This is a genomic window from Diaphorobacter sp. HDW4B (assembly GCF_011305535.1).
In the GTDB taxonomy this organism is placed as follows: domain Bacteria; phylum Pseudomonadota; class Gammaproteobacteria; order Burkholderiales; family Burkholderiaceae_C; genus Diaphorobacter_A.
Genome location: NZ_CP049905.1, coordinates 4,293,550 through 4,309,259, shown reverse-complemented (window position 1 = coordinate 4,309,259; position 15,710 = coordinate 4,293,550). Strand labels below are relative to the sequence as shown.

General features: G+C 63.2%; 15 protein-coding genes. 13 read left to right on the top strand and 2 right to left on the bottom strand.

Annotated elements, in window-relative coordinates:
- Positions 1 to 2 precede the first annotated feature (2 nt).
- From G7048_RS19765 to G7048_RS19730, 8 genes are all read left to right on the top strand, one after another.
- Entirely contained in the window at positions 3 to 797 is a 795-nt protein-coding gene (locus G7048_RS19765; RefSeq protein ID WP_166069782.1) for a xanthine dehydrogenase family protein subunit M, read from the top strand.
- A 61-nt stretch (positions 798 to 858) separates the two neighbouring features.
- Positions 859 to 1,800: a MoxR family ATPase gene (locus G7048_RS19760; protein ID WP_166069781.1), complete on the top strand. Its 942-nt coding sequence runs from the start codon at positions 859 to 861 to the stop codon at positions 1,798 to 1,800.
- Positions 1,797 to 3,053, top strand: a complete 1,257-nt coding sequence (locus tag G7048_RS19755; protein WP_166069780.1) for a VWA domain-containing protein — start codon at positions 1,797 to 1,799, stop codon at positions 3,051 to 3,053. The genes G7048_RS19760 and G7048_RS19755 overlap by 4 nt, the downstream gene beginning before the upstream one ends.
- A 20-nt stretch (positions 3,054 to 3,073) precedes the next feature.
- Positions 3,074 to 3,643 (top strand): CoxG family protein, encoded by a 570-nt coding sequence (locus tag G7048_RS19750; RefSeq protein ID WP_166069779.1) that lies wholly within the window; start codon positions 3,074 to 3,076, stop codon positions 3,641 to 3,643.
- 36 nt (positions 3,644 to 3,679) lie between these two features.
- Positions 3,680 to 4,780 carry an XdhC family protein gene (locus G7048_RS19745; RefSeq protein WP_166069778.1) on the top strand — a complete coding sequence of 367 codons (1,101 nt, stop codon included), beginning with the start codon at positions 3,680 to 3,682 and terminating at the stop codon, positions 4,778 to 4,780.
- A gap of 112 nt (positions 4,781 to 4,892) precedes the next feature.
- Positions 4,893 to 6,740 carry a gamma-glutamyltransferase gene (gene ggt / locus G7048_RS19740; RefSeq protein ID WP_166069777.1) on the top strand — a complete coding sequence of 616 codons (1,848 nt, stop codon included), beginning with the start codon at positions 4,893 to 4,895 and terminating at the stop codon, positions 6,738 to 6,740.
- Between the two features lie 132 nt (positions 6,741 to 6,872).
- Entirely contained in the window at positions 6,873 to 7,937 is a 1,065-nt protein-coding gene (locus G7048_RS19735; RefSeq protein ID WP_166069776.1) for an Ldh family oxidoreductase, read from the top strand.
- Positions 7,930 to 9,531, top strand: a complete 1,602-nt coding sequence (locus tag G7048_RS19730) for a phospholipase D family protein (RefSeq protein WP_240933040.1) — start codon at positions 7,930 to 7,932, stop codon at positions 9,529 to 9,531. Before G7048_RS19735 ends, G7048_RS19730 begins: the two co-directional genes overlap by 8 nt.
- 16 nt (positions 9,532 to 9,547) lie before the next feature.
- Here the strand turns inward: G7048_RS19730 and G7048_RS19725 are convergent, their stop codons facing one another.
- Positions 9,548 to 10,795 carry a multidrug effflux MFS transporter gene (locus G7048_RS19725; protein WP_166069775.1) on the bottom strand — a complete coding sequence of 416 codons (1,248 nt, stop codon included), beginning with the start codon at positions 10,793 to 10,795 and terminating at the stop codon, positions 9,548 to 9,550.
- Entirely contained in the window at positions 10,792 to 11,271 is a 480-nt protein-coding gene (locus G7048_RS19720; protein ID WP_240933039.1) for a MarR family winged helix-turn-helix transcriptional regulator, read from the bottom strand. The genes G7048_RS19725 and G7048_RS19720 overlap by 4 nt, the downstream gene beginning before the upstream one ends.
- Positions 11,272 to 11,456: 185 nt before the next feature.
- Between G7048_RS19720 and G7048_RS19715 the strand changes: the two genes are divergently transcribed.
- The 5 genes from G7048_RS19715 to G7048_RS19695 all read left to right on the top strand — a co-directional run bounded on the left by G7048_RS19715 (position 11,457) and on the right by G7048_RS19695 (position 15,710).
- Positions 11,457 to 12,065, top strand: coding sequence for a VOC family protein (locus tag G7048_RS19715; protein ID WP_166069774.1), 609 nt, complete (start codon positions 11,457 to 11,459; stop codon positions 12,063 to 12,065).
- Positions 12,066 to 12,117: 52 nt separating this feature from the next.
- Complete coding sequence (locus tag G7048_RS19710; RefSeq protein ID WP_166069773.1) at positions 12,118 to 12,981, top strand: fumarylacetoacetate hydrolase family protein; 864 nt, start codon at positions 12,118 to 12,120, stop codon at positions 12,979 to 12,981.
- A gap of 42 nt (positions 12,982 to 13,023) precedes the next feature.
- The gene (locus G7048_RS19705; protein WP_305793255.1) at positions 13,024 to 14,025 is read left to right on the top strand and encodes a tripartite tricarboxylate transporter substrate binding protein; all 1,002 of its coding nucleotides are present in this window, start codon (positions 13,024 to 13,026) and stop codon (positions 14,023 to 14,025) included.
- 98 nt (positions 14,026 to 14,123) lie between these two features.
- Positions 14,124 to 14,903 (top strand): SDR family NAD(P)-dependent oxidoreductase, encoded by a 780-nt coding sequence (locus G7048_RS19700; RefSeq protein ID WP_166069772.1) that lies wholly within the window; start codon positions 14,124 to 14,126, stop codon positions 14,901 to 14,903.
- Positions 14,904 to 14,966: 63 nt separating this feature from the next.
- Positions 14,967 to 15,710 carry an IclR family transcriptional regulator gene (locus G7048_RS19695; protein WP_166069771.1) on the top strand — a complete coding sequence of 248 codons (744 nt, stop codon included), beginning with the start codon at positions 14,967 to 14,969 and terminating at the stop codon, positions 15,708 to 15,710.

The following is a 15,710-nucleotide window of genomic DNA, read 5'->3' as shown; positions in this document are numbered from 1 at the left end:
CCATGTACGCATTCGACTACCAACGCCCCGCTTCACTGACCGACGCAGCCCAGCTCGCCGCCTCGGGTGCCAAACTGCTGGCCGGTGGCCAGACGCTGCTCGCCTCGATGAAGCTGCGCCTGTCCAGCCCCGAAACGCTGGCCGACCTCGGCGCGATCACGGAGTTGTCCGGCATTCGCAGAGACGGCGACCACCTCGTGATCGGCGCGATGACGCGGCACGCCGAAGTGGCTGCAAGCCAGGATGTGCTGGCTGCGATTCCCGCGCTCGCCGACCTGGCCGCCCACATCGGAGACCGCCAGGTGCGCGCCATGGGCACGCTGGGCGGATCGGTTGCCAACAACGATCCCTCTGCGTGCTACCCGTGCGCGGTGCTGGGGCTCGGCGCAACCATCGTCACCACCAAGCGCGCAATGGAAGCGGACGACTTTTTTCAGGGCATGTTCACGACCGCGCTGGACGAGGACGAGCTGATCACCGCCATCCGCTTTCCCATGGCCGAACGCGCGGCCTACATGAAGTTCAAGCAACCCGCGTCACGCTTCGCGTTGATCGGTGTGTTCGTCGCGCAAACGGCCGACGGCGTGCGCGTGGCGGTCACGGGTGGCGGCAACGGCGTGTTCCGCCATGAAGGGCTAGAAGCAGCGCTGAACAAGGACTTCTCTGCCGCCTCCGCCGCCAGCGTGAAGATCGACGACAGCGAGCTGAGCAGCGACCTGCACGGCTCCGCCGCCTACCGCGCCAACCTGATCAGCGTGCAGACGCAACGCGCGGTGGACAAGGCCCTTGGACATTGATTTGGTCATTGATTTGAACAGTGACTTGAACATTGACGACGGGGCAACCCGCTGATCCGGTATGAGCGAAGCACACACCACGGCATCGACTGCTTTTTTTGATTCCATCGACGGCGTGGTGCAAGCACTGGCGAACGCGGGTTATTTTGCGGACCGGCAACTCGCGACCGCCGTGTTTCTGGCCATCAAACTGCAGCGACCCTTGTTGCTCGAAGGCGAGCCGGGCGTGGGCAAGACGGAGCTGGCAAAGGCACTTGCCAAAGCGTTGCAACGCGAGCTGATCCGCCTGCAATGCTACGACGGCATGGAACTGCGCGATGCGCTCTATGAATGGAACTACGCCGCGCAGATGCTGCACATGCGCGCGGCGGAAAGCCTGCATGCGGGCAGCGAAGGCGTGCACGAACTCGAACGCGAAATCTACCAGCAGCGTTATCTGATCCGCCGCCCCTTGCTGCAGGCATTGCAAGCGCCGCTGCCTGGCGCGGTGCTGCTCATCGACGAGGTGGATCGTGCGGACGAGCCGTTCGAAGCGTTTCTGCTCGAATATCTGGGTGAGTACCAGGTCACGATTCCCGAACTCGGCACGATTCGCGCGGCCAGCACGCCGCTCACGATTCTCACCAGCAACCGCACGCGCGAGTTGAACGATGCCGTCAAGCGCCGCTGCCTCTATCACTGGCTCGACTATCCCGACCGCGAACGTGAACTGGAAATCCTGCGCGCACTGGTGCCACAGGCCAGCGCGGCACTGACCGAACAGGTCGCGCAGTTCGTCAATCGCCTGCGCAGCCAGCCGTTTTCCAGCGCCTTCCAACGCACGCCCGCCATTGCCGAAAGCGTGGAATGGGCCAAGGCGCTGGTGGCGCTCGACACGCTCACGCTCGACCCCGAAATCGTCACCAGCACCGCAGGCATTCTGTTCAAGCAACGTGACGATGTGGCCGCGCTTACGCGCGAGCTGGCGGCCGAATTGCTTGCCCCCGAACAGGCGTCGCCATGAGCACGCACGCCTCCCCGCTGGGTGATGCGCGCCACGGCAAACTGCCTGAGCAGATTCTGGCTTTCGGTCGCGCATTGCGCCGCGCAGGCGTGCCGCTCGACAGCGCGCGCATCGGCCTCGCCTGCGATGCCGCGCGGTTGGTGGGCATCGAAGCAAAGAGCGATCTGCAAGCCGCGCTGCAAACCGTTTTCGTCAGCCGCGAGCAGGACCGTGCCGTGTTCACCGAGCTGTTTGACGCGATGTTTCGCAACCCGGACATCGCCAACAAGCTGCTCGCGCAAATGCTGCCGCGCGCCGAGACGCGCCCCGAACCGACTCCGCGCAAACCGCGCGTAAGCGAAGCGCTTGCGCCGCCACGCCCGCAGTCCAAAGCCGAGCCCGTCAAAGAAGACAAGCTGCAGTTCGATGCCGCGATGACCGCCAGCGACATGCAGCGTTTGAAGCACGCCGATTTCAACGCACTCAGCGCCAGCGAATTCAAACTCGTCGAACGGCTCGCGCGCGACATCGCCCTGCCCGTTCCCAGCTTTGCCACGCGCCGCATGCAACCCGGCACACGCGGCCACCGACCGCATTGGCCCGGCGTGATGCGCGAAGCCGCTCGTACGGGCGGCGAGATCCTGCGCCTGCCGCGACTGCAGCGCCAGCGTCGGCCCTTGCCGCTATTGGTGCTGGTGGATGTGTCGGGTTCGATGGAGCGCTATGCGCGTCTGCTGCTGGCCTTTCTGCATGCCGCCACGCGCGATGTGAACGGCCACCGGGTTCAGCGCGATGTGTTTGCATTCGGCACAGGCCTGACCGATCTGACGCCCGCCTTTGCGATGCGCGACCCGGACGAGATGCTGCATGCCAGCAATGCGCTCATCAACGACTTTGGCGGTGGCACACGACTGGGTGAATCGCTGACTGCATTGCGCCAGCACCATGCACGCCGACTGATCGGCAGGCGCACGCTGGTGCTGCTGATCAGCGATGGCCTTGACACCGGCGAGCCCACGCAACTGGCGCAGGAGCTTGGCTGGCTCCAACGCCACAGCCGCGCGCTGTTGTGGCTCAACCCGTTGCTGCGTTATGAAGGTTACGCGCCGCTTGCGCGCGGTGCCGCGCAACTGCACGCCAAGGCCGATGCCATGCTGGCCGTGCACAACCTGCAGAGTCTTCAGGATCTGGCGGGAAGTCTGGCCAAACTGCTTTCGCAACAACGCGAATCATCAACCGCCATCTCCACTGCACCCGCCACATTGTCGAATTGAAAGACGAGAAGGAGCCCACCATGGACATGCAATCAAGCCGCCAACTCGCCGTCACCCAGCAGCAGGCATGGGATGCGCTGAACGATCCCGAAGTGCTCAAGCTCTGCATTCCGGGTTGCGACCGCGTCGAGGCCACGGGCGAGAACCAGTACGCCATCGGCATGGCGCTCAAGATCGGGCCGGTGTCGGCCAAGTTCTCGGGGCAGATCACGCTCGCCGACATCGACCCGCCCAAGAGCTACACCATCGCCTTTGACGGCCAGGGCGGCGCGGCGGGCTTCGGCAAGGGCAGCGCCAAGGTGGTGCTCACGCCCAACGACGAAGGCTGCGAGCTGGGCTACACGGTGAACGCGCAAGTGGGCGGCAAGGTTGCGCAGCTCGGCCAACGGCTGATCGACGGCGCGGCCAAATCGCTCGCCGAAGATTTCTTCAAACGCTTCGACAAGGAAATGCAGCGCCGCTTCGGCCCCGCCGAAGACGAAGCCGCGCCCACCGAAAAGACCGGAATGATGAGCGGGCTGATGAAGAAAATCGGCCTTGGCAAGAAGGACGAAGCGCACGAATCCGACAGCGAGAACAAAAACGCCTGACAACAAGGGCCTTTCTCCCGCAGGAAAATGAGCGACATGGAAAATCTCGATGTCATGGTCCTCAGACAACTGCGCGACTGGCGCCAGGCGGGCAAGCGCGCGCTGCTCGCCACCGTCGTGCGCACCTGGGGATCGTCGCCACGCCCCATCGGCTCCATCATGGCGCTGTGCGAAGACGGCGCGGTGGTCGGCTCGGTCTCGGGCGGCTGCATCGAGGACGATCTGATCTACCGCTACACACAGGCCTATGCGAGCGCGGCTCCGGCAGGCAGCACAACTGGCCATCAAGCCATCCCCAGCGGCGCGCCCGGCTTCGTGAAATACGGCATCACCGCCGATGAAGCCCATCGCTTTGGTCTGCCCTGCGGCGGCACGCTGGAACTGCTGCTCGAGTACGACCCCGATATGCGCCAGCTCACCGAACTCGTGCGCCTGCTCGAATCGGGCCAATTAGTCGAGCGCGTCGTGCAGCTCTCCGACGGCACCGTCACACTCACCACGGCGGCTGCGCCGACCGAGCTCGAACTGACCGACAAGCAGCTCATCAACACCTTCGGCCCCGAGTACCGCATGCTGCTGATCGGCGCAGGCCAGCTCACCGAGTACCTCGCGACCATGGCGCTGTTCAACGGCTTTGCGGTGACCGTGTGCGATCCGCGCGAGGAGTATCGCGGCGCATGGAGCGTGGCGGCAGCCAAGGTGGTGAGCGATATGCCCGACGATGTGGTGCTGGCCTTCAAGCCCGACCGCCGAAGCTGCGTCGTCGCGCTCACGCACGATCCCAAGCTCGACGATCTGGCGCTGCTCGAAGCGCTCAAGACCGATGCGTTCTACGTCGGTGCCATCGGCTCACGCCGCAACAATCAGGCGCGACATGAACGCATGATCGAATACTTCGACGAAACCGAGGAAAGCCTTGCGCGACTGCGCGGCCCCATCGGCATCTACATCGGCAGCAAGACGCCCGCAGAAATCGCGGTGAGCGTGATGGCCGAAATTCTCGCGGTGAAAAACGGCGTTGCCTTGCCGCGCGACATGGAAGTGGCCAACGCCAAGAACGAGCGCCATCTGGCCGCGCACGATGCGCCCACGCCCGACTCCATCGTCTGCGGCTTGAAGCGCATGGAGCAAAGCTGACCTCCCTGTCAGCCAACGCGCCGTACTGCGCCACGCGGCCCGCAAGGGTTTGGGGATGCCATCTCCATCCCTTAGGATGTAGCCATCGTTTGTCAGCCCACAAGGAGACATCATGGCCCAGCCACCACGAAGCGCCCATCGCGTCCTGCTGCCCATCGCGGTTGCCTGTCTTTTGTTGAGCGCCTGCTCCGGCACTCCGTCGCTCAAGCTCCCGCCCGCCGCCCTGCAGCCCGAAGGTTCCTCCGGCTACACCGAAAAGCCCGGCTGGGCGACGACGAAATTCGCGGTGGCTGCGGCCAATCCACTTGCCACCGAAGCGGGCTACAAAGTGCTGCAGGCAGGAGGCAGCGCCCTCGATGCGGCGATTGCCGTACAGATGGTGCTCACGCTGGTCGAGCCGCAATCGAGCGGCATCGGCGGCGGTGCATTTTTGCTGCACGCGCAGGGCAGCAAGGTGGAGGCATATGACGGTCGCGAAGTCGCCCCCGCAGCCGCCACCGAGAACCTTTTCCTCGGCAAGGACGGCAAGCCCCTGCCCTTCATCGAAGGCGTGGTCGGTGGTCGCTCGGTCGGCGTGCCCGGCGTGGTGCGCATGCTGGAACTCGCGCACAAGGAGCACGGCAAACTGCCCTGGGCCAAGCTGTTCGAGCCCGCCATCGATCTGGCCGAAAACGGCTTCAAGGTCAGCGCGCGTCTGAACACGCTGCTGTCGAATGAAAAATACCTCGCCAACGATCCCACGGCACGTGTGTATTTCTTCGACGCCGCAGGCAAGCCATGGCCGGTCGGGCACACGCTGAAGAACCCCGAACTCGCCAAGGTGCTGACCGACATTTCAAAGAACGGCTCCAAGGCGCTGCTCGAAGGCGAAGTGGCCAAGGCCATCGTCGACAAGGTCAACAGCCACCCGACCAATCCGGGCCAGATGACGCTGGCCGACCTTGCCGCCTACCAGCCCAAAAAGCGCGAAGCCTTCTGCACCGACTACCAGCTCGCCGCGCGCACCTATCGCATGTGCGGCTTCCCGCCACCGAGTTCCGGCGCCATCGCCATCGCGCAGATTCTCGGCATCCTCAAGAACACCAATGCCACCTCCATGCCGCTCGGTGACGGGCTCACCGGCCCCGGCGATCCGCTCGGCCCACTGCCCAGCGCCGACTGGCTGTATCTCTACAACGAAGCCGCGCGACTGGCCTTTGCCGACCGCGCCCAGTACGTGGCCGACCCCGACTTCGTGCAGCCACCTGCAGGCAACTGGAAGAGCCTCGTCGATCCGGCCTACCTTGCCAGCCGCGCCAAGCTCATCGGCGACAAGAGCATGAACGTCGCGCAGCCCGGCAAGCCCGGTGAGGTCAAGACCAGCTACGCGCCCATGCCCGACCAGATCGAGCATGGCACCAGCCACATCAGCGTGGTCGATGCACAAGGCAACGCGGTGGCGATGACCACCACCATCGAAGACCAGTTCGGCTCGCGCCAGATGGTCAAGGGCTTTCTGCTCAACAACGAGCTGACCGACTTCAGCTTTGCCCCCAAGGATGCGAACGGCGCACCGATTGCCAACCGCGTGCAACCTGGCAAGCGCCCACGCTCATCGATGGCACCCACGCTGGTCTTCGACAAAACCGACGACAAGCTGCTCATGAGCGGCGGCAGCCCCGGTGGCGCCATCATCATCCACTACACCGGCAAGCTGCTCTACGGCATCTTCAACTGGGGACTCACGCCACAGCAGGCCATCAACCTGCCCAACTTCGGCTCGCTCAACGGCCCGACCATGCTGGAAGAAAAGCGCTTCCCCGAATCCACCGTCTCCGCCCTGCGCGCACGCGGTGCGGAAGTGCGCGAGATGAACATGACCAGCGGCCTGCAAGCCATCACCCGCGCCGAAATCCACGGCCAGAAAATGTGGCTGGGCGGCGCCGATCCGCGCCGTGAGGGTGTGGTAATGGGGGATTGAGCCCCGGCCTTCTCCACGTAAAAACAGAATGCAGCATGCCCAGAAGATGCTGCGTTTTCATTGGTGCTGTGACAGCGGCACAATGGCACCAACACAATCGTTTCAACCCATTCATCTTTCATCTAATCACCCATGCAGGATCAGCCCTCCTCCGCCACCGCCAAGCCCGCCCAGGTCCACGTCCCTTTCGATGAACTGCGCGCGTTGCTGCAGCAGATTTTCGAGCGCAATGGTTGCAGCGACCAAGTCGCTGCCGTGCTCGCGGACAACTGCGCGTCGGCGCAGCGCGATGGCGCACAAAGCCATGGTGTGTTTCGCATGGCGGGTTATGTGTCGACGCTGAAAAGTGGCTGGGTCGATGGCAAGGCTGTGCCGGTCGTGGAGGACAAGGCGCCCGGATTTCTGAGCGTGGATGCGGCGAACGGATTCGCGCAACCGGCGTTCTTCGCGGCCAAGGATCAGCTCATCGCCAAGGCCCGCACCAACGGCATCGCGCTGCTGGCGATTCAGGGGTCGCACCATTTCGCGGCGCTGTGGCCCGATGTGGAGCCGCTCGCGCGCGAAGGCCTGGTGGCGCTCACGGTGGTCAACAGCATGGCCTGTGTGGTGCCCAGTGGCGGCAGCAAGGCGCTGTTCGGCACCAACCCGATTGCGTTCGCCGCGCCGCGTGAAAACGGCGACCCCGTCGTCTTCGATCTCGCCACAAGCGCAACCGCGCATGGCGACATCCAGCTTGCCGCACGTGCGGGCCATGCGGTACCGCATGGCTACGGCGTGGACAAGAACGGCAAGGGCACGACCAATCCCAAGGAGATTCTGGAAGGCGGTGCGCTGCTGCCCTTTGGCGGCGAGCATGGCGCGCACAAGGGCTCGGCGCTGTCGATGATGGTCGAGCTGCTGGCTGCAGCGCTCACCGGCGGCAACTTCTCGTTCGAGTTCGATTGGAGCGAGCATCCCGGCGCGCAGTCGCCCTACACCGGCCAGCTCATCATCGCCATCGATCCGTCGTTCTCCAACGGCAAGAACTTCGCGCAACGCAGCGAAAAGCTTGTGCAGTCCATGGCCGATGCGGGGCAGACCCGCCAACCGGGCGCGCGGCGCTACGAGCAACGAGCCCGTTCAATGGCGCATGGCGTGCCCATCGACGCCGATCGTTGGGCGCAGCTTCAGCAGTTGGCAGGAATTGCGCATGCCTGATTCACTGGCCATGGCCGCACCGACCCTCAGCCGACGCGCCAAACGCTTCACCCGAACAGTGCTCGGTGTGGGCTGTCTGCTGAGTCTGTTCGGCTGCGGCCTGCCGCCGCTCGAAGGCCGCAGCGTTTCACACGCGCTGGAAAACAATGCAGCAGAACAGACACCGCTCGGTCAATCTGTCAGTCCCGTGCTCGCGGCGCATCCGGGCAAGAGCGGCATTCACGCACTGCACGATCCGCACGATGCCTTTGCCGCGCGTGCATCGCTCGCACGCGCAGCATCCAGAACACTCGACGTGCAGTACTACATCTGGCGCAACGACATCACCGGCACGCTGCTGTTCGGTGAGCTGATCGCTGCCGCCAATCGCGGCGTGCGCGTGCGGCTGCTGATCGACGACGTCGGCACGGCAGGCCTCGACACCGAACTCGCCGCGCTCACGCGCCACCCGAACATCGAGGTGCGGCTGTTCAACCCCTTCATGCTGCGCAAGCCCAAGGTGCTCGGCTATCTGGCCGACCTGCGCCGCGCCAATCGGCGCATGCACAACAAGTCGTTCACGGCGGACAATCTCGCCAGCATCATCGGCGGGCGCAACGTGGGCGACGAGTACTTTGGCGCGACCGATGGCGTGCTGTTCAACGATCTCGACGTGCTTGCCATCGGCCCCATCGCCAAGGATGTTTCCGCCGATTTCGACCGCTACTGGGCCAGCGCCAGCGCGTATCCGGCGCAGGACATACTGCCCCAATCCGAACCTGCGGATTTCGAGCAGCTCGACACCAAGGCCACCGCGCTGCTGTCGTCGCCACGCGCCCGCGAGTACACCGACAGCATCCGACAGACGCCCTTCGTCCAGCAGCTCATGGACCGCACACTGCCGCTCGAATGGGTGCAGGTGAAGATGGTCAGCGACGATCCAGCGAAGGGCCTGGGCCTTGCCGAAAAGCAGCAGTTGCTGCTGCCCCAACTGGGGCAAGCGCTTGGCAAGATCGACACCAGCCTCGACCTGATTTCGGCCTACTTCGTGCCCCGCGCTTCAGGCGTGGAGGCCTTCGGCAAGCTCGCGGAAAGCGGCATCAAGGTGCGCATTCTCACCAACGCCTTCGAGGCCACCGACGTGCCCGCCGTGCACGCGGGCTACGGCAAGCGCCGCAAGGCACTGCTCGAACACGGCGTGCAGTTGTATGAAATGCGCAGCCTCGTGCCAGCGTATGCGGACACTGCGGACAAGAAGTTCTTTCAACGCTTCGGCAGCTCGGGCGCGAGCCTGCACGCCAAAACCTTCGCCGTGGACGGCAAGCGCATCTTCGTGGGCTCGTTCAACTTCGATCCACGCTCCGCGCATCTCAACACCGAACTGGGTTTTCTGATCGACAGCCCCGCCCTCGCCCAGCAACTCGTGAGCGTGATGAACAACGAAGTCCCGCGCCTGTCCTACCGCGTGGAACTGAACGCCAACGGCGACCTGCAATGGGTGGGCGGATCGAACACCGCAGCCCCCAGCATCTACAACGTGGAGCCGCACACCAACTGGCTCAGCCGCACAATGGTCCGCGTGTTGGGGTGGTTGCCGATCGAGGGCTTGCTGTAAGCCGCTTGAAGCGCCTTCAGATCCCCTCGCCACCTTCCGGATACCGCGCCTCCTTGCGCTCCTGATGCAATGCAAACTGCACACCCGCCTGCCCTGCGACGGCTGCGCCGATGAGGACGATGGCGGCGGAGAGTGCGGGGTTCGAGCCCCAGCCGACCATCAGTGTGAACAGCGCGCCCAGCGCCATCTGCGAGAAGCCGTACATACCTGCTGCCGAGCCCACGTGGTGGGCGTCGACCATCAGCGTCTTGGACAGCGCGGCCGGGCTGGCAGTGCCCGAGCCCATGGCGAACAGCAACATCAGCACGACGATGGCGGGCAGGTTGAGCCAGCCCACCAGTTCGAGCACCAGAAAGACGGCGGCGCTGGCGATGCTCAGGCCGTTGCCGAACACGAGCAGTTTTTCCACCGGCACGTTGAGCACCATGCGGCGTGTGATGGCGTTGCCGATGCCCATGCCGATCATGATGATGCCCAGCGAGATGCCGACGTCGCGCACGGGGTGGTCGAGCTGTTCGGTGATGACGAACGGCGCGGCGGCGATGAAGGCGTAGATCGATGTGGTCGCGCAGGCACCGCCGAATGCGTAGCCCAGATATTTGGGTGACTTGAGCAGCGAACTGTAGTCACGCGCAAGAGCCGTGACGCTGACCACGCCGGTGGGCGTTCCGGTCTCGGGCACCTTCTTCCAGGTCAGCACCAGTGTGGCCGCGCCGAGCAACGACAGGAACACGAACACCATGCGCCAGCCGCCGAGTTCGACCATGGTGGAGCCGATGATCGGGGCCAGACCCGGTCCGACCATCATGATGAGGTTGAGCAGCGCCAGCGCGCGCACGGCCTCGTCGGCGCTGGTGGTGTCGCGCACCATGGCGCGGCCGAGTGCCAGACCCGCGCATCCACCCAAGGCCTGGAACAGACGTGCGAGCACCAGCGTTTCCACATTGGGGGCCAACGCCGCGACAATGCCCGCGCCCAGATAGAGCGACAGTCCGACCATGAGCATCGGGCGACGACCGAGCGCGTCCGACAGCGGTCCGTAGAAAAGTTGGCCGAACGCCAGACCGAGAATGTAGATGCCGATGGTGGCCTGCACTGCTGCGCTGTTGGTGTGCAACGCGCGCGCCGCATCGGGCAGCGCCGGCACGAACATGTGCATGGCCAATGTGCCGCTGAGTGTGATCATCACCAGCAGCCAGAGCGGTGCGCTTTTTTTGACGGCACTGGTCACAGCGCTTGTGGAGGAAGAGCCGTCGCCGCTCATGCCTGCACTCCCACGTCGTCCTGTTCAAGCTTCTGCAGTTGCCCGCCAATGTTCTGCAGCACCGCGAATGCCACCGTCAACTGCTCGTCGCTCACGTCGGCGAACAGCTTCAGACGCTCCTGATTGATCAGCGCCTTCACCTGCTGAACGATCTCCAGCCCCTTGGGCGTGATGTCGATGGTCTTGGCGCGACGATCCACATGCCCTGCGCGAACGATGAGCCCCGCGGCTTCCAGTCCGTCGAGCAGGCGCACGACCGACGAGCTGTCGAGCCCGAGCGACGCCGCCAGGTCCTTCTGCCGCATGGGCGCGGTGGCGCGCTCCAGATGCGTGAGCGGCAACCAAGTGGCCTCGGTCAGGCCGAGCGGCCTGAGCAGACGATCCACCACCCGACGCCACTGCCGGTTGAGTTGCCCCATCGTGAACATGATGTTCTGTTGAGCCTGAGGCAGGGCTTGCGCTTCGTGGAGCGACATGAATGGTTGAACGCTGAAATAAATGACATATCAATTATTTCAGCATTCTTTCAAACCTGACGACCATCAATAGAAGCCCATGCCATTCTCTAGGCATTTACCCTATATTTTTAATTTTTATCGTATTTTGATAATTTTCAAATTTAAAATTCAAAATAGTACGAAATTTCATAAACAAATATCAAATGAGCAACGACCAATTTATCCGGGTCTCCTTCAGTCACTTTGGCTTTCACGTGAGCGATCTCGAAGGCGTGGCTCGTTTCTACAAAGATGTTCTGCAGTTCACCGAAACCGACCGGGGTGACCTGGGCGCCGTGCAGCTCATCTTCCTGAGCCGCGACCCGGACACGCATCACCAGATCGCTCTGGTCTCCGGACGGCCACCGCAGGGCTTGCCTTTCAATCCGATCAATCAAATTTCGTTTCAAGTGCCCGATCTGTCGAATCTGCGTCTGGTGCATGAGCGTGCGCTGGCCGCAGGCGCCACCGACATGCAAGCCACGACGCACGGCAACGCGGTGTCGCTCTACTTTCGCGACCCGGAAGGCAACCGCCTGGAGGTCTTCATGGACACCCCGTGGTACTGCATCCAGCCGCTGCGCGAGCCCATCGATTTCGCATGCTCGGACGAAGCCGTGATGCAGCAGGCCGAACACATTGCACGCAACTCGCTTCGCTTCATGCCGCGCTCCGAATGGCGCACCCAGATGCAGGAGCGCATGGGCCGCGACCAAGGCATTCCCGCATCCCAAGTCGGCGCACCAGTGCGCCAGCAAGCCCCCGCCCGATAGATCGATCGTCCCTCCCCTCTTCACCACCCCACTCTTCTTCAGGACTTCCACCATGAAACTCATCAGCTTCGAACTCAACGGCAATGCAAGCTACGGTGCCTTCATCGGCAACGATCAGGTCGTCGATCTCAAGGCCGCATTCGGCGACAAGGCCCCCGACCTCAAATCGCTGATTGCGCAAGACCTGATCGCGAAGGCCGCCGAGCACGCAAGTCAGTCCAAGGAATTTCTGAAGCTCTCCGACATCGATCTGCTGCCCGTGATTCCGAATCCGGGCCAGATCTTCTGCATCGGTCTGAACTACGGCGAGCATGTACGCGAAACCGGCAAAGAGATCACGGAAAGCCCGGTGATCTTCATGCGCGTGAATGAATCCCAAGTGGCCCATGGCAAAGACATCGTGCGCCCACCGGAGTCGCACCGCCTCGATTACGAAGGCGAGATTGCCATCGTCATCGGCAAGGGCGGTCGCCGCATCAGCGAAGCGGATTCATGGGAGCACATCGCCGGCTATGCCTGCTACAACGACGGCAGCATCCGCGACTGGCAAGTGGCCACCTCGCAATGGGGTCCGGGCAAGAACTTCTGGCGCACGGGCGGTTTCGGTCCATGGATGGTGACGGCCGACGAGATCGCCGCCAGCCAGAACATGCGTCTGACCACGCGCCTCAATGGCCAGGTCATGCAGGAAGCCACGACCGACATGATGATCCACAGCATTCCTCGCCAGATCGCCTACATCTCCACCTTCATTCCACTGCAGCCGGGCGACGTGATCGTCACCGGCACGCCAGGCGGCGTGGGCAACAAGCGTGTGCCACAGGTCTTCATGAAGCCCGGCGATGTGGTGGAAATCGAAGTGGATGCCATCGGCGTGCTACGCAACGGCATCCGCGACGAAGTCGTGGCGGCCTGAATCTTCGCGATTCTTCGATAGCAATTCAAGGAGACAAACATCATGCAAGCCCACTCTCGCCGAACCCCTCGCCGAACTCTGCTGCGCTGGTCCTTGACCGCCGCCGCGCTGCCCATGCTGGCCGCCACGGCCCTTGCGCAGTCCAGCTTTCCCAGCAAGCCCATCACGCTGGTCGTGCCCTACGCCGCAGGGGGCCTGACGGACCAGTTGGCGCGCGAGTTGGGGGCGTACATGACCACCACGCTCAAGCAACCCGTGATCGTGGAAAACCGCCCCGGCGGTGCCGCGCAGATCGCAATGAACCTTCTAAAGGGCCTACCCGCCGACGGGCACACCGTGTTCATTGGCGACGTGCCATCGCTCGCCACCAACGTGGGCCTGTTCACCAAGCTCTCCTACGATCCACGCAAGGATCTGCAGGCCGTGACCGAACTGGTGGAAGCGCCCGCGCTACTGGTGGTTCCCAACAAGAGTCCGTTCAAGACCTTCGATGATCTGGTGAAAGCCGCCAAAGCCAAGCCGAACGCATTGAGCTACGCCTCGCAAGGCGTGGGCACGGGCGGCCATCTGTTCGGCACGCTGCTGTCGGATCACATCAAATCGCCGATGACACATGCGGCGTATCGCGGCTCGATGCCGGGGCTCGCGGATGTGATCAGCGGTCAGGTGGATTTCATGTACGACGCGATTCCCACGGCCGGGCCGCTGGCGCTCAGCCAGAAGGTACGACCGCTCGCTGTGGGCGCGGACAAGCGCTCGTCGCTGCTGCCCGATGTGCCCACGCTCAAGGAGCTGGGCTACGGCTCCATCGTGCCGACGTTCTGGTGGGGCGTGGCCGTCAAGCGCGGAACGCCCGAGCCGGTGGTGAACAAGCTGCACGAGGTGATCACCGCCGCCATGCACGACGCGAACATCGCGAAGAAGTTCACCTCGCAGGGCATTCAGGTGAAGACCAATTCGCCCGCAGAGTTCGGCAAGTACATGAACAGCGAAATCACCTACTGGACCAAGATCATGCGCGATGCGGGCATGCAGACTGACTGACTGACTGACTGACTGACTGACTGACTGACTGACTGACTGACTGACTGATTGATTGATTGATTGATTGATTGATTGATTTTTTGAGAATTGAACCCACAATGAAACGCTTTACAGGCCGCACGGCCTTCATCTCTGGTGGCCTTGGCGGCATGGGCATGGCCACAGCGCACCGCCTCATCAGCGAAGGTGCCAATGTCGTTCTGGGCGACGTGGCCGAGCCACAGACCGGAGCCTTCGAGAGCCTCTTCGCAGACCTGCCGCAGCCACAGGTGGTGCATCTGGACGTGACCAGCGAGGCCAGTTGGAAGGCCGCCATCGCGGAAACCGTCAAGCGGCACGGCGCGCTCGACGTGCTGGTCAACAACGCTGGAGTCGTGATGCGCGGCTCGCACGCGTTCGACGAAATCCCTTTCGAGGAATGGCAGCGCGTTTTTTCCATCAATGTCGATGGCGTTTTTCTGGGACTTCAGGCAGCCATTCAAGCCATGAAAACCAGCTCGCGCGGTGGCAGCATCGTCAATCTGGGATCGGTCGCCAGCCAAGTGGGCTCCAAGGATGCGGGCGCATATGGTGCCAGCAAGGCTGCGGTGACCAACATGACAAAGCAAGCCGCCTTGAGCGCTGCACGCTTTGGCTACAAGGTGCGCGTGAACGCGGTGCACCCCGGTTATGTGTGGACGCCGCTGATCGAGCAGAAGCTGGTCCAGCAATTCGGCACGCTGGAGGCCGCGCAGAATGCCGTGCGCGCGATGAATCCCATGGGAGACATCGTGACGCCCGACGACGTCGCGGCCTCGATTGCCTTCCTCGCGTCCGACGATGCGCGCATGATCACTGGTGCCGAACTGGTGATCGATGGCGGCCGCCTGATTCAGTAGACAATCGACGCCACGCACCCTCCACCCACCTCACCCGACGAAAGTATGTCCAGTCTGTCGCGAATGCTTGCGGTCCTCGATCTGTTCACATCCGAAGAACCGGTGTGGACCGCCGAATCCATTGCCGCGCGGCTGGACTGCTCGATTCCCACGGCCTACCGCTATCTGCGCGAACTCGGCGACTGCGACCTGCTGCGCAGCGCCGCGGCCGGTCAATATGTCTTGGGAACGCGCATCGTCGAACTCGACTACCAACTGCGCATGGGTGACCCGCTCCTGCAGGCCGCCACCAGGCCGATGCGCGAACTGGCCCGACAGTCCGAATGCGACGTGGCGCTGACGGCCTTGAGCAGCCAGCATCTGTTGACGATTCACTATGAATCCACGCAAGCGGAAATGCGCGCAAGCTACGGCCGTGGCCGCCGCATGCCCACCTTTCGCGGATCGGCTTCGCTCGCCTTGTTGTCTGCCTTGGGCAAGCCGATGTTGCGCAAACTGCATGCGGCCAATCTCGAAGAAGCGCAGAAAACTCCGGGAGCCGAAACCCTCGAAGCCCTGAGCGCGCAGCTCAAGGATGTTCGCAAGACCGGCTACGCCACCAGCATAGGCGCGCTCGACAGCCAGAACGCCGGGGTGGCGATTGCGATTGCCAGCGAGGAACACAACGTGCTCGCGTCACTGGGCTTTGTGATGTCGCTGCAGCGCTTTCGGATGCTGGAGAGCCAACGCGCCGCCAGCATGCTGAACCAGTGCGCGCAAGAGATTCTGCTGAATCTCTCTGCGACAACCATCGATGGGCCGATCTGA

What these genes read in the sequence shown, in the direction of transcription:
- G7048_RS19760 (WP_166069781.1), top strand. Translation starts at nt 859, where the DNA reads ATGAGCGAAGCACACACCACGGCATCGACTGCTTTTTTTGATTCCATC.
- G7048_RS19705 (WP_305793255.1), top strand. Translation starts at nt 13,024, where the DNA reads ATGCAAGCCCACTCTCGCCGAACCCCTCGCCGAACTCTGCTGCGCTGG.
- G7048_RS19725 (WP_166069775.1), bottom strand. Translation starts at nt 10,795, where the DNA reads ATGAGCGGCGACGGCTCTTCCTCCACAAGCGCTGTGACCAGTGCCGTC.
- G7048_RS19720 (WP_240933039.1), bottom strand. Translation starts at nt 11,271, where the DNA reads ATGTCGCTCCACGAAGCGCAAGCCCTGCCTCAGGCTCAACAGAACATC.
- G7048_RS19715 (WP_166069774.1), top strand. Translation starts at nt 11,457, where the DNA reads ATGAGCAACGACCAATTTATCCGGGTCTCCTTCAGTCACTTTGGCTTT.
- G7048_RS19710 (WP_166069773.1), top strand. Translation starts at nt 12,118, where the DNA reads ATGAAACTCATCAGCTTCGAACTCAACGGCAATGCAAGCTACGGTGCC.
- G7048_RS19700 (WP_166069772.1), top strand. Translation starts at nt 14,124, where the DNA reads ATGAAACGCTTTACAGGCCGCACGGCCTTCATCTCTGGTGGCCTTGGC.
- G7048_RS19730 (WP_240933040.1), top strand. Translation starts at nt 7,930, where the DNA reads ATGCCTGATTCACTGGCCATGGCCGCACCGACCCTCAGCCGACGCGCC.
- G7048_RS19765 (WP_166069782.1), top strand. Translation starts at nt 3, where the DNA reads ATGTACGCATTCGACTACCAACGCCCCGCTTCACTGACCGACGCAGCC.
- G7048_RS19750 (WP_166069779.1), top strand. Translation starts at nt 3,074, where the DNA reads ATGGACATGCAATCAAGCCGCCAACTCGCCGTCACCCAGCAGCAGGCA.
- G7048_RS19745 (WP_166069778.1), top strand. Translation starts at nt 3,680, where the DNA reads ATGGAAAATCTCGATGTCATGGTCCTCAGACAACTGCGCGACTGGCGC.
- G7048_RS19695 (WP_166069771.1), top strand. Translation starts at nt 14,967, where the DNA reads ATGCTTGCGGTCCTCGATCTGTTCACATCCGAAGAACCGGTGTGGACC.
- ggt (WP_166069777.1), top strand. Translation starts at nt 4,893, where the DNA reads ATGGCCCAGCCACCACGAAGCGCCCATCGCGTCCTGCTGCCCATCGCG.
- G7048_RS19755 (WP_166069780.1), top strand. Translation starts at nt 1,797, where the DNA reads ATGAGCACGCACGCCTCCCCGCTGGGTGATGCGCGCCACGGCAAACTG.
- G7048_RS19735 (WP_166069776.1), top strand. Translation starts at nt 6,873, where the DNA reads ATGCAGGATCAGCCCTCCTCCGCCACCGCCAAGCCCGCCCAGGTCCAC.